Consider the following 18,345-nt stretch of genomic DNA (forward strand, 5'->3'; position numbering starts at 1 on the left):
ACACACGATGACCACTGTTCACGAACCCGTCGCCGTCACCACCGACGACGAGCTGTCGGTGTGGCCCGCCTCCACCACCGAGCCCCACCGGGGCGAGCCGGCCGTGGGCGGCGTCCCGCTCGCCGAGATCGCCGATCGCTTCGGCACCCCCGCCTACGTACTGGACGAGGGCGAGGTGCGCGAGCGCTGCCGCACCTACCGGCACGCCTTCCCCGAAGCCGACGTCCTCTACGCGGCCAAGGCGTTCCTCTGCCGCGCCATGGCCCACTGGATGGACGAGGAGGGCCTCGGCCTCGACGTCTGCTCCGCCGGTGAGCTGGAACTCGCCGTCACCACCGGGTTCCCGCCCGAGAAGATCGTGCTGCACGGCAACGCCAAATCCCCGCACGACCTGGAGACCGCGCTGCGCCTGGGCGTCGGGCGCATCGTGATCGACAGCCCTTCGGAGATCGCACGCCTGGCCGCCGCGGTCGGACCCGACGGGCATCAGAAGGTGATGGTCCGGGTGGTGCCCGGGATCAGCGCCGGGGGCCACGACAAGATCCGCACCGGCACCGACGACCAGAAGTTCGGCCTGTCCATCTCCGACGGATACGCCCAGCACGCCATCGCCCGCATCCTGGACCAGCCGCAGCTCGAACTCACGGGTCTGCACTGCCACCTGGGCTCCCAGATCGCCAGCGTCAAGCCCTATCTGGCCGCCGTACGCCGCATGGTGGGCCTCATGGCCCGGGTGCGCGAGCAGCACGGTCTGACCTTGCCCGAGCTCGATCTGGGCGGCGGCCACGGCATCGCCTACCGGCCCGGCGAGCCGGCCCTGGACCTGACCGCCCTGGCCCGCAAGGTCCGCGCGGAACTCATCGAGGCATGTGCGGCGGCCGGACTCACCGTGCCCCGCCTGATCATCGAGCCGGGCCGCGCCATCGTGGGACCGGCCGGGGTCGCCCTGTACCGCGTGCTCGCCGTCAAGCGCACGGGCGAGCACACCTTCGTCGCCATCGACGGCGGCATGAGCGACAACCCGCGGCCCGCGCTGTACGGCGTGCGGTACGCACCCCGCCTGATCGGCCGTCACAGCAGTGCGGAACCGGCCTCGGTCACCGTGGTGGGCCGCCACTGCGAGGCGGGTGACATCCTCGCGTCCGACGTCGAACTCCCCGGCGACGTACATCCCGGAGACCTGCTCGCGGTGCCCGTCGCCGGCGCGTACCACCTCTCGATGGCCTCCGGCTACAACCTGGTCGGCCGCCCGCCGGTGGTCGCCGTACACGGCGGCCGCGCCCGTCTCCTCGTCCGCCGCGAGTCCCTGGACGACATCCGCAACCGCGACGTGGGGCTGTAGCCCGCTCCTGCTCTGAGACCGCCTCCGGGTGGGTGACGGCCCGACCCTCACCCTGAGGCGCCCGGTTCCCTCGCACCAAACCCCTTTTCCTGCGTGACATATTGTCCGGTGGGGGAGAGCCAAGTCCTTGCTCGCTTCTCGCCTCCCTTCTCGCTTCTCGCCTCCCTTGCTGGATGGTGGCCTCGGCTGTTACGCGGAGGCCACCACCTCCCCGGTCGTGATCTGGGGAGGGTTGGGGAGCAGTGGCGTGAGGTTGTCCCTCACGAAGTCCGCAGCCCTTGAGATGGATTCTTCGGCGCCGGCTCGGTCCTGGAAGATGCTGGCCGAGATCATTACTCCGTCTCCGGCGTCGATCCAGTAGTAGGCCACGAATCCGGTGACCTGGCGCATGAGCGGTACGAACCCCTCGTTGACGAGGCGTCCCGTCTCAGCTGGGTCTGTCACCCCTTCGTACCGCCGGACTGCTGCGTACATGGCTGATCTCCTCACCGCGTGCCGGGTCGCGCTCTGCTGAGACGCCGTACCCCTGCGACGGCTGCCTGGCGTGTGGGGAGGCTGTCAATCACCTGAAGAGCCGCCTCTGGTGATCCGAACGGGGGCGGTCGCTGTACTGCCGGCGGTGCCCGACTGGCTGCCCACAGGAGGGCTTTGGAGTCGCCTGTGGCGGTGCACCGAAGTCACACCTTCAGTGGCACGGCCGGGACTCTCGGCCGCCGACGGAGTCGCCCGTCGGTGATGCCGTGTGGTGCGTGTCGATCGGCCGTCATGGCCACGGCGTCACCCTGCCTTCCTCAGGCGGGGTGTAGCGCCGGCGGCGGGTGCCGCGTCCATTCGTTTAGTGATCGTTTATTGCGGCTCGGCAGAGTGTGCAGTGTCGGGGAGGATCCTTCGCAGGGGACGGTATGGCCAAGTTGTATCTGGAGAAGCTCAAGTGCGTCACGACTGAGGGCTGGAGCGGCCTCGATGAGCCGAGCCTTGTCGTCCAGGATCGCGGCACTGTGTGGAACGGGACGGTGCTCGGCAATCGGATGTACACCGTCAAGTACGACTGCGACTTCACGGGAACGATTGCTGTCTCCCTCTGGGAGGACGGCGGCCCGGAGAGGGACGACAGGCTCAGGAAGCAGTGGATCACGGATACGCCTGGTGAACGCAGTCTGCACTTCAGGGCGGATGGCGCCGAGTACAAGCTGCTGTATGCGGTGGAGTAGGTAGCTCGCACTGCGCGGGCTGCTCGTGCCGAGCCCCTGCGCCTCGGCCCCGTCGAGAGGCAGCTCCCGCGGGGGAGATTGATCCTCTGTTGGGATGATGCCTCGGCGGCGCGGGCCGGTCACGATGGAGCTATGACGATCAAGCGTTCCGTGGACGATGCAGCGCGACTGTCCCAGCGCCGGGCGTCCCGTCTGGGGCTGGGAGAGTGGCCCGGGCTCGCTGCTGCGGCATGGGGCTGCTGTTCGCAGTGCCCAGTTTCGTCTGGGCGATGGGCAGTAGCCTCGGCGCCGAGTCGACGGTGTCGCCGTCGCTGATGAAGCTCGCTCATGACCGGGTGACATGGTTCGTGGCCGTCTTGTGGGTGACCGGGTTCCTGAAGCTCTTCGGGGCGGCGCTGGGCATCGGTCTCACGCGCCGGCGTGGCAGGCGGATCGGCCGTCTCATGGTGTTCTGTGGCGGCGGCGCGACGGTGCTGCTCGTCTGGCACGGCTGTCTCTTCGTTGCCCATGGAGTGCTGGTGGAGGCTGGGGCACTCTCCGCTGCGCCTGACCTGATCGGGCTGACCCGCTGGTACCTCTACCTGTGGGGGCCGTGGTTCATCGTCGGCGGTCTGGCCTTCGCCGCCGCCACCACACGGTATGTCCGCCGACAGGATGCCCGGCGCGAGCTGCGACTTTACGGCGCTGTGGGGGCGCTGGGTGCGTTGCTCCTGTCGTTGGCATCGGCCGTCACCGGGATCGGTTGATGACCCTCGCGCAGGTGCCGGCCCCGGGTGAGACGATCGCGTGGTGACTGTGCGATCACGGCGTCGGAGTGGTCCCGGACAACCCCGGCCACCGGGCTGAGCCCGCACCGTTTCGGCAAGCTGCTGACCATGCTGCGCCGTGCGGGAGCGGATGCAGAAAAGACGGTAATCTTATGCCCTGCATTCACGTTTCAGGGGGTAAGGATGCTGGCAATCGGAATTTTTCCGAATGGCGAAAAATTTGCCATGACGCAAGATTATGCTGCCGTCATTTCAGCCGCGCTGGCGGCACTTTTCCTGATCGGCATCGTGGAAGTTGCGAATTCCTTCAAATCTCGTGGAGAAGACAGGGACTTGATTCGCGCCCACCATATGGCAGAGATCAAGGAAAGCATCCTCGGCTTCAAGAACGGAACTCCGCTGACCGAGGACCGCAAAGAAGCTACAGAAAAGAGCCTCAAACTCTTCAAGAAGCGCATGGACGCTATGCAAACGCTGACCGGAGTTCACTTGGCGTTCATGGCCGGGACCCTGTTCATGCTCGGTAAAGCCCTCCTCGACGTCCTCCACTGGTCGGCACTTAAAGGCCCGTCGGATTCGCCCGACATCGCAAAGTCGAGCTATCTCGTGACGCTCTTCGCCGTATTCTCCATCACCGCCATGTTCGCCCTGCGCACCGCAATGACCAATCGATACCGCCGCTGGTCGGCGCGTCGTGAAATTGCTCAAGAGCTCGGCTTGGGGGTGGAGGAAGCGATGGCCCTCTCGCAACGCTGGATCGGAGAGGGGAATCCCCCCTTCTAAAGCCCTGCTTCCGACCGCTGCAGCCCTCGGGTCACCAACACCTCATGGGCTCGCTCGGACGCCGATTCTCTTGGATGTACCTCGGCGATGATAGGCACCGTCGGCATGGCAATCTGCTGCGATTTCCTGCCCCAGGACCGTGGCCATCCCTACGACCGCCCCACCCGACGACCCCGCCCCACACCTGTCCCAGCGAACTCTTCCTCACCTGAGATGTCTCGCCTCAGGGCCGTGACCCGGGGATGTACTGGTCGGCCCAGGCACTGATGATGTGGGCGGCCCGCTGCGCCTGTCCTCGTGCGGTCAGGAAATGGTCTGCCCCTTCGAGCGAGACGAAGCTTCGCGGGTGTCGTGCCTCGCGGAAGATCTCCCCGGCGTTGTCGATGTCAACGGTGTTGTCGGTAGGCGAATGCAGGACGAGGAGCGGCAGGTTCAACTCGCCGATCCGGTCACGCAGGTGAGCCTGGCGGACGTCTTCGACGAAGGCGCGCTTGAGGACCAGGGTCCTCCCGCCGACGAACCACTCGTGCGAGCCGTCACTGAGAACGCGATCCATGACCGCGTCGTACTGTCGCTCGACGTGGCTGGGGTCGACAGGCGCCCCGATCGTGGCGACCGCGCGGACGCCGGTTGCCTCGGCCGCTGCGGCCAGGACTGCGGCGCCTCCCCATGAGTGCCCCACCAGCAGGTCTGCCGGAGTCCCTCGCTCCGCCATCAGTTGCACTGCACGGAGCGTGTCCTGGACCTTGATGGTGAAGGAACCGTCCCCCCAGTCGCCGTCGGAGTCTCCGACCCCGAGGTTGTCGTAGCGCAGCATTCCGATCCCCTCGCGTGCCAGCTGCTTGCTGACGCGCGAGGCGGCCGGCGAGTCCTTGCCGAGTGTGAATCCGTGTACGAAGATTCCCCAGCCTCGGATCTCGCCTTCTGGCAGGTCGATCGCTCCGGCCAGTTCGGGACCGACGACGCTTGGGAATCTCACTTTTTCGGGCATGTTGTGATCACCTAGGCAGGGACTGATGGTGGGGCAGGGAATCGAGGGCGACACCGGCTGGTGCCACGCGCGTGCTCCGAGCAGTAGAGCAGTGAGCGCGGTGTTTGTCGCTGTCGACGCGTCAGACGGTCGGCTTCTGCACGGAGGTCGGCTTGGTGGTGAGCAGTGCGGTGATCTCCTCGGCGAGGTGCGGGCCGAGTTCGCCCCAGCCGTCCTTGTAGCCGTAGACGCCGGCCAGGGTGCGGGCCTCGTAGTCGCCGTTCATGATCTCGATGTCCGTGGCCGTGATGAGTGCCGGGTGGGCGACACCGACGGCCGCCGAGACCTTTATCAGCTCCTTGCGGAGGGTGCGCAGGTAGACGGCGGCCCGGGTGGCCTTCGAGGTCGGGTCGAGGCCGCGAGCCAGCCACGGGTTCTGGGTGGCGATGCCGGTGGGGCACTTATCGGTGTGGCACTTCTGCGCCTGGATGCAGCCGATCGACAGCATCGCCTCACGGGCCACGTTGATCATGTCGGCACCCAGCGCGAAGGCGACCGCGGCGTTCTCGGGCAGGCCGAGCTTGCCGGAGCCGATGAAGGTCAGGTCATCGGTCAGCCCCCGCTCGGCGAAGCAGCCGTAGACCCGGGAGAAGCCCATCCGGAAGGGCAGCGACACCGAGTCGGAGAAGGTCAGCGGCGCCGCCCCGGTGCCGCCCTCGCCGCCGTCGATGGTCACGAAGTCGACACCACGGTCACCACGCGCCATCAGCGTGGCCAGCTCCTGCCAGAATTCCAACTCGCCCACCGCGCTCTTGATCCCGACCGGCAGACCGGTCTCGGTGGCGAGCAGTTCGACGAAGTCCAGCATCGAGTCGACGTCGCTGAACGCGGTGTGCCGCGACGGGGAGGCACAGTCCTCGCCGAGCGGAATGCCGCGGATCTCGGCGATCTCCGGGGTCACCTTCGCGCCCGGCAACATCCCGCCCAGCCCAGGCTTGGCGCCCTGGGAGAGCTTGATCTCTATCGCCTTGACCGGGGCGCCGGCGACCACATCCTTGAGCTTGTCGATGTTGAAGCTGCCGTCCTCGTTGCGGCAGCCGAAGTAGGACGTACCGATCTGAAGGACGAGGTCGCCGCCGTTGCGGTGGTACGGCGAGAGACCGCCCTCTCCCGTGTTCTGCATCGTGCCCGCCAGCGCCGCACCTTCGTTGAGCGCCGTGATCGCCGCACCGGAGAGCGATCCGAAGCTCATCGCCGAGATGTTCACCACGCTCGCCGGCCGGAAGGCCTTGGCACGCCCGCGCGGCCCGCCCAGCACCTTGGCTGACGGCAGTGGGGCCTGGGGGTCGTGTGCGTCGGGCAGCGTGCCGGCGAACGTGCGCTGCTTCAGGTAGGCGTGCCCCTGCATGTGCTCGACGTCGTTGTCGGTTCCGAACCCGAAGTAGTTGTTCTCCCCCTTCGCCGACGCGTAGATCCAGGTGCGCTGGTCACGGCTGAACGGGCGCTCCTCGTCGTTGGAGGTGACGATGTACTGCCGCAGCTCCGGCCCGATCGTCTCCAACAGGTACCGGGCGTGCCCGATGACCGGGAAGTTCCGGAGCAATGCGTGCTTCTTCTGGACAAGGTCGCGAGCGGCCACCAGTGCCAGTGCCGTTGCGGTGGCTGTGGCGATACTCCGGGCACGCATGAACGTTCCTCTCCTCGATGCTCGACGCCATCGCCGTGCGATGGACGTCGTCGTGTCGTGTCGGGCGTTGGGCGGCGGATACGACCAAGCGGGCGTCAGCGTCCGTCGGAGAACGCGAAATGATATTAGAGGCCCGCGCGGAGAGGCGAGGGGGCAGGGTCGGCGGGTGGAGCGGTCGTCCCAGTGGTGCGCGGCCCAGGCGCGTCGGGTCGGGCTACGCACGGGGTTCGGGCGGGTATTGGCGCCGTCCCCAGCCACGGCGGGACATCCGGGGCCGGCACCAGCCGACTGCCCGCGGCCCGCGCCCGCGGCAACGGCATCTCGGCCGGAGCGCGGCGCAGCGGGGCGACGTCTGTCTGCCCGTGGTTGCGGTTGGCGTCTAGGGCTCCGTGCCTACGCCGGTGGTCGGGCTGGCGCGCTTTCAGAGGGATCAGTACCGGGGTGGGCCGAAATGGCGGTGCGCTGCCCGCCCTGTGGGTTGCGCAGGCCAGCCGCCAGCTGCCAGCCGGTTTCGTTCGTGGGGAGACACCAGGGACCGGGCACCTTCAAGCTCGCGGGCGGCTGGACGGCCGAGGTCACGAAGATCGGCGAGCTGCGATACCGCGCACAGATCATCGGCCACGACGGCGTGGCCGCCATGCTGACCGATCCCCGGGCGGCAAGTGCCGTCGTCGCGGGCTCCGCCGCTGGGTACCGTGTGCACGTGTCTACTCGCGCGGAGCTGCGTCGGATGCGCCGTATCGACCGCTGGATGGAGATCATTCTGCCGACGGTGGTCCGACGTGTGGTCAACGGCCAAGTGGCGCAGCCCGGTTGGCTGCCTCGCCGCTGGCTGTCCCTGGTGTCGGGTGATGTCGACCTGGATGCGGGTATCGGGGCGGTCTGCCTCGTCTGGCGTCCCGGGTCCCCGAAAGCGGAGACGCACACCGCACTGATGGAGCGCTGCGGTGAGAAGTGGCAGCACACAGGCGGTGGCAGTACGTCGGGTGGTGACCTGCCTGCGGAGAGGCTGGCGGCGGGCCGGCCGGGGCAGGTCGGCATGATCGAGATCGGCGGAGGCGCAGGTGCCCTGAGTTATGCCTACCGCCTGCGTCATCCGGACTTCATGGGGGCGGCCCCGTGGGTCGGATCCAACGAACTCCAGGCGGCGGCCGAAGTGGATCATCTTCTCCTCGGCGACCGACGGATCGAGGTACCCGGCCACGGCAGGCTCATCGTGGTCTGGAAATCCCCGTCCACAGGCCACGTAGGGATACGACCGCTCATCGTGGCTGTGGGGCGCGACGGCACGGAACTCTCCAGGATCGGCCCTCACGACAGTGTGGACAGCTACACCTGGGCAAGGTTGCACGGCCCGGAGGGGCAGTAGCTGCGAACCCTCCGTAAGCCCGGTCGTCCTGATGAACTCGTAGAACCCGCAGATCACCGTCAGGGCGTGGTTGATCGTGCGCGGCGCGTACCCGGCCCGCAAAGACGCCTTGCCCGTACGGAGATTGACCGTGCCGCGACCGGAGCATCGGGCCGTTGCCGTTGCCGTTGCCGTTGCCGTTGCCGTAGCCGTTGCCGTTGCCGTTGCCGTAGCTGCGGCAGGTCAGCGCGCTGGAATCCCCAAGCGCCAGGTCCCGCAGAAGCGCGGTGACCCGCTCGATCTCGCCCCCAGGCTGTAGGCCCGAGTCATGCCAACGAGGCTGTAAGGCCTGTCCGGCGGCGCACCTGTGTACGCGATCATCCGATACATCTGAGTCTTGGACCATCTCCCATGTGGTGAGTCGGATCAGGCGTTTGTAGCCCGCGCCACGGTCCGGCCGTGGCTGCGGGGTGATCCGTTGGCCAGTTCGTAGGGTGGAACCGTCCCGAGTGGACCGGACGCCCCGGTCCGAAGAGGCAGGAGGCGATCGCCGTGCACGTCCCACCCATCCTCGTCACCGGCGTTGGCGGTGGCGTTGGCGGAGTCGGCCGTACGGTCCTTGAGCGGTTGCACGCCGAGGGGGTGCCGGTCCGGGCTCTGGTGCATCACGACGACGCACGGGCCGCGGCCTTGCGGGCCATGGCCGGCGTGGAGGTGGTGGTCGGCGACCTCACGCGCGGTGCCGACGTGGTGGAGGCGCTGGCGGGCTGCCGCCGGGCCTACTTCGGGATGAGCGTTTCCCCCGTGTATCTCCAGGCCGCGACGACGGTCGCGGCCGCCGCCCGGGAGGGCGACGGCCTCGATCTGCTGGTGAGCATGTCGCAGATGACGGTCTCGCAGATGAGCCTCACCAGCGATGCCGAATCCCTGCATCAGCGGCTGCACTGGCTGGCCGAGCACGTCCTGAACTGGTCGGGGGTGCCGGTCGTCCACGTCCGGCCCACGGTGTTCATGGAGAATCCGCTCTTCGCGCAAATGGCTGTCGCCTCGATCCTGCGGGACGGCACGATCCGTCTCCCGTTCGGTTCCGCCCGGACCTCGCCCGTCGCCGCGGCCGACGTGGCGGAGGTCGTCGCACGCCTGCTGCTCGACCCGGCTCCCTCACTCGGCCGCATCTACGAACTGACCGGGGCGCACTCCCGTGACATGGCCACCATCGCGGCCGAGTTCTCCGCGGCCCTGGGTCGCACCGTGACTTACGTGGACGTGCCGTACGAGGAATGGCTGCAACACGACCTCAAGAAGCAGGACCTGCCACCCCATGTCTTCGAGCACATTGCCACGATGGCGCGGCTGCATGGCGAGAACAGGTACGACCGGGCCACGAATGACGTCGCCGAGCTGCTCGGGCGCCCTCCACTGGGCTTTGACAGCTTCGTCGGAAACACGCCCGCCCTGCATTCGTAGCCACATTCTGTCCGCAGGCCCGAGGCGGCGGACCGATGGACCTGGCCGATCTGCTGTGGGATGACGTGAGCCGTTTCTTCGATCCGGACTCCGCCGTCTCACGTGTGCCACAGTCCCAAGTCGCGGAGTGCCTCTTGGAAGGACGCTCTTGTGGCGCTGTGCCAGGCCACGAATCCGTCAGGTCTTACCAGCACGGCATCGTCCACGGTGCTCAGATCATGGACCTGCGCATCGATGCCGACTGAAGCTGTCGTCGCGCGCCACGAGCGGTCACCGGGTCCGACGAACAGTGTCCAGCGCGAGCCCACCAGATCCAGGGTGGAGACCCGGCCGGTGTCGGCAGAGTTCACTCAGCGGTGCGGGAACCGGCGGCCGGGGCGTATGACGTCGTCCACAACGTCGGAGTCGGTGGTGTCATGCGGGGGGGGAGGCGTAGAACATCATGCCGCGCAGGTAGTCGACGGCGATCTTCTCGTACAAGCCGTTTGGATCGCCATCCAGTGACAGGTAGCCATGGTGCAATCCGCGCGAGAGGAGGGCCAGGGATGCCTGAGCGGCGGCACGGCGTTCGGGCTCGTATGTGCCCAGGAGCGCCGGGGTGAACTGTCCGTGCAGGACGGCGGCGATCTTCCAGGCGAGGTTGTGACCGTCCCGAATTCCGGTGTTCATGCCGAGTCCTCCCGCAGAGCTCTGCACGTGGGCCGCGTCCAACTGCCAAGCCTCCAACGCAAACTCATGCTGAAATGATCAGTCAGCACGCCCACCTCCACATCTCCTCCATCACCGAGGTGTAGTCCTCAGCGTGGCGGACGCGGAAGACGGACATCTCAAGCCCCGTTCGGGGACTGTGGCCACCACAGCTCTCAAGAACCAGTCCTCCCACCGCCCCCCAGTTGGTGAGGTGGGGTTCTTCGCCCAAGTAGAGGTATTCGCGGTCTTCATCAGTCAGATCGGCCAGGTCGATGCCGAGAGCGTTCAGGATGGTGTGGGGATCGCCGTCGACGTGCCATGGGGATTCGTAAGCGGGGAACCCGGAGGCGAAGAGCGTCAGACCGGTGGGAAGACGGATGACGTCTTCCGTGTGTGTCTCGCCGAAGTCGGGGGAAGCAGAGCCCACGATCACGGCGCCGGGGGAGCGGTCGTGGAGGGTGGTGACCGCATCGAGGACCGGAGTCATGCCGGCGTCGTACGTGGCGAGGGCCGGATCGGATATGTGCGTCACATTGCCCCAGCAGCCGACGGTGATCAGTTCCAGGTCTGAGAGTGTCTCCGCGAACAGAGACCCGGACGCAGGCATGGGAGGAAGTTCTTCCAGCACCGCCTCGACCGTGGGGAAAGCTTCCGCGAACGCGCGTGCCCGTATGCGGTCGTGAGGCGGCAAGGGGGCAGTGCCTCCGGGCAGCGGCGGGTCCACGAGGGTGATGATGTATTCGTCGGAGTTCGAACCGCGGAAGGTGGTCTCGGGCGGGAGGGTCCAGAAGGAAGTGTCGGCCATGACAGTCACCGTAGCGACGCCCACTGACAGCGAGGCTGCGTCCTGCCCATTGACGCCACGCACCGCGCCCTTACCTCCGAGACGAGCCGGTCAGGGCCCATCGGGGACGATCAGTTGAGGAAGCGGCCCATCACCTGCCGCTCCGTCGGACCAGAGTTGAGTACGGGTACTCATGCGCATCACCACCAGCCGCGGCACCCTGCACCCATGACCGACACCCCTCCAGCCCCGGAGCGCCGGCGCCCCTGGTCTCAGCGCACACGCCTGGGCGTGGACCTCGCCCTGGCGATTCCCCTGTTGCTGTTGGAGACCGCGTGGCTCGTGCTGGACTGGATCTACGGCTACGGCCTGGAGGTATGGGCAGCGCAAGGCGAACAAGCACAGATCGACGCCGCCGGCCTCGCGCACATCGGGCGGCTGCAGATGCTGCTGATCGCCGTACTCATCCTGGCAGTTCTCGCGGCAATCTTCCGCGCCCGCTGGACGGTGATCGCACACCTGCTGGTGGCCCTCCTGGCAGGCGGATCGCTGACGGCCGCGCAGCACGAGTGGGAGCACAGCCACACCTCGCCACCCGGATGCATCCGCTACAGCGCGAACTGCTGAGACCGCCGGGCGCGGATCGAGCCACGGTGTCGCCTGTTGCCGACGTAATGCGGAACCACTGCACCCACGTGCTGAACATGCCTCTTCACATCGCCGACCAGTGCCGACGACCTGTGGAGGGAGCACTCTTCTGCGACGCGCTCATCCGCCTCATGGCCGCCGAATGAGTGCGACCGGTCCGGCGTCGCATCCTTCCTTCGGTGCTGCAGCATCCCACCCAAGGTCGCCCGACACGGCGTTCCGTACTTGCTCGCGCCGCAGGGGAGGTTGCCGACGATGTGGTCGCTGGAGAGGCTGACGATCCGGTCCGTTCCGTGGACCCGCAAAAGCGCTGGCCGTACTCATGGCGACGGGAGCGCGCCACAATGGCGGTCTTCTCGTCTATGGACAGCACCACCGCACCGTCGGGCGGTTGCGGCAGAGGCCGCAGACGTCTGCGGCGCGCTGCCAGAAGGCCGGGGTGTCGCGGCGGGTCAGCCAGCCTCGCACCCGGTGCGGCTTGAGGTCCAAGTCCGCGAGGACGCGGCCGATGTGGGACGGCGAGATGACTGCGGAGATGGTGCCGCGACGTGCTCGGCGATCGGGCGGTGCGACCATGTGCTGTCCGGGGACGGGGGCGTGCTGGTGGCCGCTTCGACGATGGCCACCCGCACCCCGGGGCCGCAGAGGCGGGGACGGCCCGAGCGGGCGGCGTCCTTCAGCCCTTCAAGACCTGTGGTGGCGAAGCGGCCCCGCCACTTGCGGACCGTATTGACACTCACGCCCAATCCTCGCGCTATGGCCCCGTTGGCCTCTCCGTCCGCTGCCGCGAGCACGATCCGTGCCCGCAGCACCTGCCTGACCTGGGCCCTCGCTGAGGCGACTGTGCGGACCAACCTCTGACGGGCCCTCTCGTCCAGCTCGACCGCGACCGCCTGACTGATTCCCCGCATCGCACCCCGCCCTCTGACCACTCCGCGAGATGATCACGGCGGGGGGGGGGAGCCGAAGCCTGGAGGATGGAAATGCATCGAAGCACTGCCCCCAGCGCCTTCTAAGCTCTGGCCCATGACGACAACGCATACCTACGACGTCACGGTCGAGTGGACGGGCAACCTAGGGTCAGGCACAGACAGCTACCGGTCCTTCAGCCGAGATCATGAGGTATTGGCGGACGGCAAGACCGGGATCGCCGCCTCCTCAGATCCCGCGTTCCGCGGCGACCCCGCGCGCTGGAACCCCGAGGAGTTGCTCGTAGCCTCCGTCGCTCAATGCCACATGCTCTGGTACCTCCATCTCTGTGCTGTCGGCGGGGTCACCGTTACCGACTACGAGGACAACGCCCACGGAGTCATGACCATGGACGAAAGCGGCGGAGGAGGCCAGATCACCGAAGTTGTCCTGCGCCCCGAAGTGACAGTCGCCGACGCGTCGATGACGGAGAAGGCCCGCTCGCTGCACGGCGACGTACCCGCAGTGTGCTTCATCGCCCGCTCGGTGAACTTCCCCATCACCCATACACCCGTCATTCGTGTCCACGAGAACTGAGCGGAGCTCCGGGCAGCACCAGCTCACAATCTGACCAGCACCCCTCCACCAACTTCCGCGGGGCAGCACTAGTAGGGCTTTGTCAGGTGGTGTCGTAGGGCTGCCATGGGGTGGTGGGTTGGTGGCAGGTGGGGCAGGTTCCTGTCCAGGTGGCCAGGAGGTGTTGGAGGAGGTCCAGGGGCTGGTGGAGGGGCAGGCCCTGGCAGGGGCTTTTGGGCTTCTCCGCGCTTCGGTCAGGAACAGGTGGGTGGCGGTGACGAGGGTGACGTGTCGGTGCCGGCCGGTGAACGAGCGGCCTTCGAAGTGGTCGAGCCCGAGGGCGGTCTTCGACGTGCTTGGGCAGCACCGGGAGATCGAGCGCCAGGCACAGGTCACGGGCGCGCAGCGGCCGTCGTTCCTGCTGGACGCCGGGCAGGTCGCCGACTGGGCCCCCGGGTCAGTCGATGCCTTCGACGATGCGGAAGTCGCGCTCGACGCCGTCGGAGAGAGCGACCAGCGCCTCCTGGTAGGCCTCACTCTCGTGTGCTGCGAGGGCCTGTTCAAAGCTGTCGAACTCGATCAGGACAGTGCGCTCGGCGATTCCAGCGTCGTGTGCGACGACCCGACCGCCACCACGGACGAGGAGCCGCCCGCCCCCGGCCTGGACGGCCGGACCGGCCAGCTTGTTGTAGGCAGCCAGCTTCTCAGGGTCTGAAATGGTGCGGTAGACACTGACCCAGTAGCCCTTGGCCACGGAACCTCCAGTGTTCGGAAGAGCACATCTGACTTCGCATTCACAATTCAGTTCGATCGTAGCCAACGACGGGTCACCGGGGTGATTCAGGGCGCGCGTCGGTCAGCCCCGGTTCGGGCCCGGCGGTCGCCGCTGACGAACTTGCGGTCAGCATCCTGAGCGCCTATCGGTTCAGCGCTGAGGATGCTGCAGTGAACGTCAAGGGGGCCAGCTCGAAATCGGTGACCTTTCGAGACGGCAATAAGCGAGTCTTCGACCGTTTTTGCGCCTTGGTTTTGTTCAGGGTCACTGGTCGGCGGGGGCCGTGCGTGCCTATGGGCGGGGCTGTGCGGACAATCCGGGTTCGCTCTCGTCGAGGAATCCGGGGCCGATCAGGCGTTTGAGCTTCCCGCGGGTGCCTTCGACGTGCTTGGGCAGCACCGGGAGATCGAGCGCCAGGCACAGGTCACGGGCGCGCAGCGGCCGTCGTTCCTGGTCGTATACGCCCAAGATCCGGTTTCAGGTTCCGGGAAGCTGGGCCACCTGGGCCTTCAGATGCGTTCGGTGACCGGGCTCGGCTCGGGAACCGCGGCTTTCTCGACGACTGTTCGGCGTTCGATCAATCCGAGGGCCACACCGGCGATGATGACCATCCCGCCAAGGGCCTGGGTGAGCCGGACCGTCTCGTTGTTGATCACCACAGCGCCGAGCACGCCGAACACGGGTACCAGGTTGAGGATGTTGACCGCGACGCTCGAAGTCATCCGGCGCAGGCCGTAGTTGTAGAGGAGGAAACCGCCGACGGAACACGCCACGGCCAGATAGGCGAGCAGCACCGAGGCCGAGGCGTCTGGTACCCGCCAGTCCTCGACCTCCAGGAGTGAGGCGAGCAGGAAGCCGGCGGCGCCTGCCACGGTCTGGTGATAGGTGAGGTTCACCGCGTCTTGCCCCCGGCCCGCGTACTTGCCCAGCACGTTGTATCCGGCCCACATCAGCCCGCCGAGCAGGAGCAGCACGTCACCGAACCAGCGTGCGCTGCCTCCGACTTCTGCCCCGTTGCGTACGACCAGAAAGGCTCCCAGAGTGGCGAGCAGCACGCCGCTGACCCGGAGCAGCGGCATCCTGGTCCGGAGGAGAGCCAGCTCCAGAAGCATGGTCATCAGCGGATAGGTGGCCACGATCAGGGAAGCGTCTGAGGCAGTCGACAGCTCAACGCCGATGTTCTCCAGCACGAAGTAGGCCGTGATGCCGAGCAGGCCGCTCAGGTAGATCATCCGCCGCTGGCGGGCATCCGGCGGGGCGGCCGGGTTGCGGCGCATGCGCGCCATGATCGCGAGCAGCACGGCGGCGATGGTGAAGCGGATGGCCCCGATGGTCAGCGGCCCGACGTCCGCCAGCACCTCCTTGGTCACCGCGTACGAGCTGCTCCACAACAGCGCGGCCGCCACGACTGAACAGATCGCCAGAGCCCTCGTCTTCCGTTCTTCCACCACTGATGCCCTCTCGCCCGGAACCCCGACTCCGCCCTGACCGCACAGCAACGAAGCGAATCATGAACGGGATATTGGCGGATACGCTAGAAAGCAATCCGATCAAGTGGCAAGCTGGCCGAATATAATTCGGAACTTGAGGAGCGGGGCGGAACGTGGACGAACTAGATTCGGCGTTGCTGCGACTTCTGCAGCACGACGGTCGGCGCACCAACCGGGACCTGGCACAGGAGTTGGGCATCGCGCCCTCCACCTGCCTGGAGCGAGTGCGCGCTCTCCGCGAGCGCGGTGTGCTGCTCGGATTCCACGCTGAGGTAGACCTCCCGTCGCTCGGCCGAGGGCTGCAAGCGATGATCGCCGTGCGGGTGCGGCCGCCGACGCGTGCGGTCATTGAGCAGTTCAAAGCCTTCGTGGCGCGCATGCCCGAGGTGATCGCGGTCTTCGTGCTGACGGGCACTGATGACTTCCTCCTCCATGTCGCGGTTCGCGACACCGAGCAGCTGCATTCCGTGGTTCTGGACAAGCTGACCGAGCGGCAGGAACTCGCAGACGTACGCACCTCGGTGATCTACGGATACCTGCGGAAGAACATCATCGAGCCGACGTGAGAGGGCGTTAGGTCCCTTCTCTCTCGGTTCGTGATCGATCGATCGTGGTACTGATCGCCGCACGGACTTAGGTCCTGTCCGGCGGATCATGTGGCTGCCGGGGTGGGTCGGGAGTTGGGGGTTGACCTCAAGTCGAGTTGAGCTTCTAGGTTCGGGGCTGCCGATGTCTACGTACCTGAGAGGAGCGGCCATGAGGACGCTGGTGCTGGGAAGGACGCCCGCAAGGGTGACGGAGGTGCTGGCCACGCTGCGCGCCGACGGTTTTGACGCGGAGGGAGTGAGCACCGACGAGGAGGCCCGGAAGCTGTTGGAGGCCGAGGAGTTCGGAGTGCTGATCATTGGCGGGGGCGTGGAGCCGGACTCCCGCGCCGCGATCAGGGAGTTCGCGGCGCAGCACCGGGTGCGGCGGGTGATCGACGGCGCGCTGACGGAGCCCTTTGACGCGTACGTGCGGCGGGAGTTCGAGCCGCTGATCCGGGAGGTCACCTCCAAGGAGGCTCATGTGGCGGACGGCCACCGGGCTTCGACGAAGGGCGCGCGGTTACGCTGCGGCGGCCTCGGGCCGTTCGACGAGGTGGCCGTGGACGTTGAGAGAGCGTCCGATGGGGAGGTATGGGGATGAGTTTCCGGCTGGCGGCGTATGCCGTGTGCATCGAGGACGGGCGGGTGCTGCTTGCCTGTCACGTACCGCCGAAGGGCGAGGCCAACTGGACTCTTCCGGGCGGCAGGGTCGAGCATGCGGAGGATCCGTTCGATGCAGTGATCCGAGAGGTCGCCGAGGAGAGCGGCTGCGACGCGGTGGTCGAACGCCTGCTGGGCGTGGACTCAAGGATCATCCCCGCAGCCGAACGCGCCATCCCCGGCGGACCAGAACACCAGAATGTCGGCATCTTCTACCGGGTCCGCATCACCGGCGGCCAACTCCGGCCTGAGCCGCATGGTGAAATCGCCGAGTGCGTCTGGACTCCGATCTCCCAGGTCGCCGGCCTGCGCCGGTCATCGCTGGTCGACATCGGCCTCGCCCTGACACAGACCCTTCCGGCAACCGGCCACGTCTCGCCCGTCACGGTCGGCGGCCTGATCCGGCACTGAGGCCGGTGCCCCCGACCGTGAGGTCCGGGGGGCACCGGTGCATCCGTGGCGGCGTTGCTGGAATCAGCGAACGTGCACCGTCACCACGTCGGAGGCGTGCAGACGCACGGGATTCCGGTCGTGCGGGTTGGTCAGGCCGTAGAGCACCGCACGGAATTTCAGGTTGCCGCGGCGCGCGGACGTGCCGTGGGCGGTGACCTGTGCATCGCCCTTGACCGCGGCGCTGCACGTCTCCTGGTGCCACCCCTGGCCGAAGCCGTTCTCCTCCAGGCACAGCTGATGGAGGTAGCCGGCGCTGTCGTCGCCGCCGTGCGCCTTGATCGTGATGGTCTTGCCGACATGTGCCGTGTGCGGTGCCGTGATGTCCACACTGCCCTTGGCGAACGCCGGCGCGGCGGCCAGAGCCACTGAGGCCAGACCCATTGCACCGATCACGGCCACACGGCCGCCCCGCGCCTTCATCCCGGTCTTCTTCATCCTGGTCATGGACTTCCCTCCCATGGATCTCCCCACATGGTGAGACCCAACCCCTTGGCGAAGGCGCCCGGTGCGCCTCGCTGACTATCCAGATGAGCCGGCCGCCCCGCCCGTTGCACCCCGCTCGACTCCGTTACGGTTCCACGACAAAACCGGCCAACCACGCTGAATCCGCATCAGCTCGAAGCGGCCGCGCGAGAGCGGTACGTGCGAGGAACGGATGTGCGCCGCAACTGGGCTGACGGCGCGTAGGCGCCAATGGGGGTGGCCCGCCGCCGCGTACGCGGCCAGGTGGTCGTGGAGGTTGAGGGGGCCCGTCGGCGGAGTGCTGCAACCGTTGCCCCAGCTCTCATTCCCCCGGTTCCTCGGGGGCGAACCGGCCGGCGTTGGCGCGTATCCAGGTGCGCAGATGGGCCAGCGGCTCCAGGGCGCCGCGGCCGAGATCGGTCAGCTCGTACTCGACGCGCAGGGGGACGTCCGGGTAGACGGTGCGCACGACCAGGCCGTTGTCCTCCAGGCGCCGCAGGGTCTGGGTGAGCACCTTGGGGCTGACGCCCTCCAGCTTGCGGCGCAGTTCGCCGAAGCGGCGGGGGCCGCCTTCCAGGGCGGTGATGGCCAGGCCCGTCCATTTGTTGGCGAGCAATTCGAAGGCGGCGCGGCCCGGGCAGAGCAGTCCGTAGATGTCGTGCCGGTACGCGCGCTCGGTAGTGCCGGAAAACGCCCTCTGAGCTGTCATGGTTTCCAAAATATACTTGGCGCCCTT

At 67.2% G+C, this 18,345-nt stretch carries 23 protein-coding genes and 2 pseudogenes; 12 read left to right on the forward strand and 13 right to left on the reverse strand.

Features of this window, described 5'->3' with window-relative positions; translation table 11 throughout:
- Nucleotides 1-7 precede the first annotated feature (7 nt).
- Nucleotides 8-1,342 carry a diaminopimelate decarboxylase gene (gene lysA / locus ACIGWZ_RS09030; protein ID WP_400062376.1) on the forward strand — a complete coding sequence of 445 codons (1,335 nt, stop codon included), beginning with the start codon at nt 8-10 and terminating at the stop codon, nt 1,340-1,342.
- 189 nt (nt 1,343-1,531) lie between these two features.
- Here lysA and ACIGWZ_RS09035 read toward each other — a convergent pair whose 3' ends face one another.
- Entirely contained in the window at nt 1,532-1,816 is a 285-nt protein-coding gene (locus ACIGWZ_RS09035) for a hypothetical protein (protein ID WP_400062378.1), read from the reverse strand.
- A 428-nt stretch (nt 1,817-2,244) separates the two neighbouring features.
- Here ACIGWZ_RS09035 and ACIGWZ_RS09040 point away from each other — a divergent pair, with 428 nt between their 5' ends.
- The 4 genes and pseudogenes from ACIGWZ_RS09040 (at nt 2,245) to ACIGWZ_RS09055 (ending at nt 4,103) form a co-directional block, all read left to right on the forward strand.
- Entirely contained in the window at nt 2,245-2,553 is a 309-nt protein-coding gene (locus tag ACIGWZ_RS09040) for a hypothetical protein (protein WP_400062380.1), read from the forward strand.
- Nucleotides 2,554-2,783: 230 nt separating this feature from the next.
- Nucleotides 2,784-3,299 (forward strand): DUF3995 domain-containing protein, encoded by a 516-nt coding sequence (locus tag ACIGWZ_RS09045; RefSeq protein ID WP_400062382.1) that lies wholly within the window; start codon nt 2,784-2,786, stop codon nt 3,297-3,299.
- Between the two features lie 54 nt (nt 3,300-3,353).
- Nucleotides 3,354-3,452, forward strand: a pseudogene (locus ACIGWZ_RS09050) (IS5/IS1182 family transposase); the annotation flags it as partial.
- Entirely contained in the window at nt 3,429-4,103 is a 675-nt protein-coding gene (locus ACIGWZ_RS09055; protein ID WP_400063293.1) for a hypothetical protein, read from the forward strand. The pseudogene ACIGWZ_RS09050 and the gene ACIGWZ_RS09055, both read left to right, overlap by 24 nt.
- Before the next feature lie 223 nt (nt 4,104-4,326).
- Here ACIGWZ_RS09055 and ACIGWZ_RS09060 read toward each other — a convergent pair whose 3' ends face one another.
- Together ACIGWZ_RS09060 and ACIGWZ_RS09065 are read right to left on the reverse strand one after the other, a co-directional pair.
- Nucleotides 4,327-5,094, reverse strand: a complete 768-nt coding sequence (locus tag ACIGWZ_RS09060) for an alpha/beta hydrolase family protein (RefSeq protein WP_400062384.1) — start codon at nt 5,092-5,094, stop codon at nt 4,327-4,329.
- 121 nt (nt 5,095-5,215) lie between these two features.
- On the reverse strand, nt 5,216-6,760 hold the full coding sequence (locus tag ACIGWZ_RS09065; RefSeq protein WP_400062385.1) for an FMN-binding glutamate synthase family protein: 1,545 nt from the start codon (nt 6,758-6,760) through the stop codon (nt 5,216-5,218).
- A 451-nt stretch (nt 6,761-7,211) separates the two neighbouring features.
- Between ACIGWZ_RS09065 and ACIGWZ_RS09070 the strand changes: the two genes are divergently transcribed.
- Complete coding sequence (locus tag ACIGWZ_RS09070; RefSeq protein ID WP_400063295.1) at nt 7,212-8,129, forward strand: hypothetical protein; 918 nt, start codon at nt 7,212-7,214, stop codon at nt 8,127-8,129.
- A 531-nt stretch (nt 8,130-8,660) separates the two neighbouring features.
- Nucleotides 8,661-9,575, forward strand: coding sequence for an NAD(P)H-binding protein (locus ACIGWZ_RS09075; RefSeq protein WP_400062387.1), 915 nt, complete (start codon nt 8,661-8,663; stop codon nt 9,573-9,575).
- A gap of 98 nt (nt 9,576-9,673) precedes the next feature.
- Here the strand turns inward: ACIGWZ_RS09075 and ACIGWZ_RS09080 are convergent, their stop codons facing one another.
- The 3 genes from ACIGWZ_RS09080 to ACIGWZ_RS09090 all read right to left on the reverse strand — a co-directional run bounded on the left by ACIGWZ_RS09080 (nt 9,674) and on the right by ACIGWZ_RS09090 (nt 11,070).
- Entirely contained in the window at nt 9,674-9,925 is a 252-nt protein-coding gene (locus tag ACIGWZ_RS09080) for a hypothetical protein (protein ID WP_400062389.1), read from the reverse strand.
- Nucleotides 9,926-9,989: 64 nt separating this feature from the next.
- Nucleotides 9,990-10,244: an FAD-dependent monooxygenase gene (locus ACIGWZ_RS09085; RefSeq protein WP_400062391.1), complete on the reverse strand. Its 255-nt coding sequence runs from the start codon at nt 10,242-10,244 to the stop codon at nt 9,990-9,992.
- Nucleotides 10,245-10,326: 82 nt separating this feature from the next.
- Nucleotides 10,327-11,070 (reverse strand): DUF6333 family protein, encoded by a 744-nt coding sequence (locus tag ACIGWZ_RS09090; RefSeq protein ID WP_400062393.1) that lies wholly within the window; start codon nt 11,068-11,070, stop codon nt 10,327-10,329.
- 207 nt (nt 11,071-11,277) lie between these two features.
- Between ACIGWZ_RS09090 and ACIGWZ_RS09095 the strand changes: the two genes are divergently transcribed.
- Nucleotides 11,278-11,676: a DUF6234 family protein gene (locus ACIGWZ_RS09095; RefSeq protein WP_400062395.1), complete on the forward strand. Its 399-nt coding sequence runs from the start codon at nt 11,278-11,280 to the stop codon at nt 11,674-11,676.
- A gap of 473 nt (nt 11,677-12,149) precedes the next feature.
- On the opposite strand, the gene ACIGWZ_RS09100 is transcribed toward ACIGWZ_RS09095, so the two are convergent.
- Nucleotides 12,150-12,608, reverse strand: coding sequence for a helix-turn-helix domain-containing protein (locus ACIGWZ_RS09100; RefSeq protein ID WP_400062397.1), 459 nt, complete (start codon nt 12,606-12,608; stop codon nt 12,150-12,152).
- A gap of 115 nt (nt 12,609-12,723) precedes the next feature.
- Here ACIGWZ_RS09100 and ACIGWZ_RS09105 point away from each other — a divergent pair, with 115 nt between their 5' ends.
- A complete protein-coding gene (locus ACIGWZ_RS09105) occupies nt 12,724-13,203 on the forward strand; it encodes an OsmC family protein (protein ID WP_400062399.1) in 480 nt (159 codons plus the stop codon).
- A gap of 159 nt (nt 13,204-13,362) precedes the next feature.
- Here the strand turns inward: ACIGWZ_RS09105 and ACIGWZ_RS09110 are convergent.
- The 4 genes and pseudogenes from ACIGWZ_RS09110 to ACIGWZ_RS09125 form a co-directional block, all read right to left on the reverse strand.
- A pseudogene (locus ACIGWZ_RS09110) lies at nt 13,363-13,530 on the reverse strand (IS701 family transposase); the annotation flags it as partial.
- 109 nt (nt 13,531-13,639) lie between these two features.
- Nucleotides 13,640-13,936: a DUF1330 domain-containing protein gene (locus tag ACIGWZ_RS09115; protein ID WP_400062401.1), complete on the reverse strand. Its 297-nt coding sequence runs from the start codon at nt 13,934-13,936 to the stop codon at nt 13,640-13,642.
- Nucleotides 13,937-14,248: 312 nt separating this feature from the next.
- Complete coding sequence (locus tag ACIGWZ_RS09120; RefSeq protein WP_400062403.1) at nt 14,249-14,425, reverse strand: hypothetical protein; 177 nt, start codon at nt 14,423-14,425, stop codon at nt 14,249-14,251.
- A 41-nt stretch (nt 14,426-14,466) separates the two neighbouring features.
- Entirely contained in the window at nt 14,467-15,408 is a 942-nt protein-coding gene (locus ACIGWZ_RS09125) for a DMT family transporter (protein WP_400063240.1), read from the reverse strand.
- 152 nt (nt 15,409-15,560) lie between these two features.
- Here ACIGWZ_RS09125 and ACIGWZ_RS09130 point away from each other — a divergent pair, with 152 nt between their 5' ends.
- From ACIGWZ_RS09130 to ACIGWZ_RS09140, 3 genes are all read left to right on the forward strand, one after another.
- Complete coding sequence (locus ACIGWZ_RS09130) at nt 15,561-16,013, forward strand: Lrp/AsnC family transcriptional regulator (RefSeq protein ID WP_400062405.1); 453 nt, start codon at nt 15,561-15,563, stop codon at nt 16,011-16,013.
- Between the two features lie 190 nt (nt 16,014-16,203).
- Nucleotides 16,204-16,635, forward strand: a complete 432-nt coding sequence (locus ACIGWZ_RS09135; RefSeq protein WP_400062407.1) for a hypothetical protein — start codon at nt 16,204-16,206, stop codon at nt 16,633-16,635.
- Nucleotides 16,632-17,105 (forward strand): NUDIX hydrolase, encoded by a 474-nt coding sequence (locus tag ACIGWZ_RS09140; protein WP_400062409.1) that lies wholly within the window; start codon nt 16,632-16,634, stop codon nt 17,103-17,105. Before ACIGWZ_RS09135 ends, ACIGWZ_RS09140 begins: the two co-directional genes overlap by 4 nt.
- Before the next feature lie 63 nt (nt 17,106-17,168).
- Here ACIGWZ_RS09140 and ACIGWZ_RS09145 read toward each other — a convergent pair whose 3' ends face one another.
- Nucleotides 17,169-17,591 (reverse strand): hypothetical protein, encoded by a 423-nt coding sequence (locus tag ACIGWZ_RS09145; RefSeq protein WP_400062411.1) that lies wholly within the window; start codon nt 17,589-17,591, stop codon nt 17,169-17,171.
- A gap of 340 nt (nt 17,592-17,931) precedes the next feature.
- Entirely contained in the window at nt 17,932-18,318 is a 387-nt protein-coding gene (locus ACIGWZ_RS09150) for a winged helix-turn-helix transcriptional regulator (protein WP_400062413.1), read from the reverse strand.
- Nucleotides 18,319-18,345: the final 27 nt, after the last annotated feature.

The sequence above is a fragment of the Streptomyces sp. NPDC053427 genome (genome assembly GCF_044544985.1).
Taxonomy (GTDB): Bacteria; Actinomycetota; Actinomycetes; order Streptomycetales; family Streptomycetaceae; genus Streptomyces.

Coding starts and splice junctions, on each gene's coding strand:
- ACIGWZ_RS09040 (WP_400062380.1), top strand. CDS start 2,245: ATGGCCAAGTTGTATCTGGAGAAGCTCAAGTGCGTCACGACTGAGGGC.
- ACIGWZ_RS09145 (WP_400062411.1), bottom strand. CDS start 17,591: ATGACCAGGATGAAGAAGACCGGGATGAAGGCGCGGGGCGGCCGTGTG.
- ACIGWZ_RS09140 (WP_400062409.1), top strand. CDS start 16,632: ATGAGTTTCCGGCTGGCGGCGTATGCCGTGTGCATCGAGGACGGGCGG.
- ACIGWZ_RS09065 (WP_400062385.1), bottom strand. CDS start 6,760: ATGCGTGCCCGGAGTATCGCCACAGCCACCGCAACGGCACTGGCACTG.
- ACIGWZ_RS09085 (WP_400062391.1), bottom strand. CDS start 10,244: ATGAACACCGGAATTCGGGACGGTCACAACCTCGCCTGGAAGATCGCC.
- ACIGWZ_RS09105 (WP_400062399.1), top strand. CDS start 12,724: ATGACGACAACGCATACCTACGACGTCACGGTCGAGTGGACGGGCAAC.
- ACIGWZ_RS09055 (WP_400063293.1), top strand. CDS start 3,429: ATGCTGCGCCGTGCGGGAGCGGATGCAGAAAAGACGGTAATCTTATGC.
- ACIGWZ_RS09060 (WP_400062384.1), bottom strand. CDS start 5,094: ATGCCCGAAAAAGTGAGATTCCCAAGCGTCGTCGGTCCCGAACTGGCC.
- ACIGWZ_RS09100 (WP_400062397.1), bottom strand. CDS start 12,608: ATGCGGGGAATCAGTCAGGCGGTCGCGGTCGAGCTGGACGAGAGGGCC.
- ACIGWZ_RS09070 (WP_400063295.1), top strand. CDS start 7,212: ATGGCGGTGCGCTGCCCGCCCTGTGGGTTGCGCAGGCCAGCCGCCAGC.
- ACIGWZ_RS09135 (WP_400062407.1), top strand. CDS start 16,204: ATGAGGACGCTGGTGCTGGGAAGGACGCCCGCAAGGGTGACGGAGGTG.
- ACIGWZ_RS09090 (WP_400062393.1), bottom strand. CDS start 11,070: ATGGCCGACACTTCCTTCTGGACCCTCCCGCCCGAGACCACCTTCCGC.
- ACIGWZ_RS09150 (WP_400062413.1), bottom strand. CDS start 18,318: ATGACAGCTCAGAGGGCGTTTTCCGGCACTACCGAGCGCGCGTACCGG.
- ACIGWZ_RS09035 (WP_400062378.1), bottom strand. CDS start 1,816: ATGTACGCAGCAGTCCGGCGGTACGAAGGGGTGACAGACCCAGCTGAG.
- ACIGWZ_RS09095 (WP_400062395.1), top strand. CDS start 11,278: ATGACCGACACCCCTCCAGCCCCGGAGCGCCGGCGCCCCTGGTCTCAG.
- ACIGWZ_RS09045 (WP_400062382.1), top strand. CDS start 2,784: ATGGGGCTGCTGTTCGCAGTGCCCAGTTTCGTCTGGGCGATGGGCAGT.
- lysA (WP_400062376.1), top strand. CDS start 8: ATGACCACTGTTCACGAACCCGTCGCCGTCACCACCGACGACGAGCTG.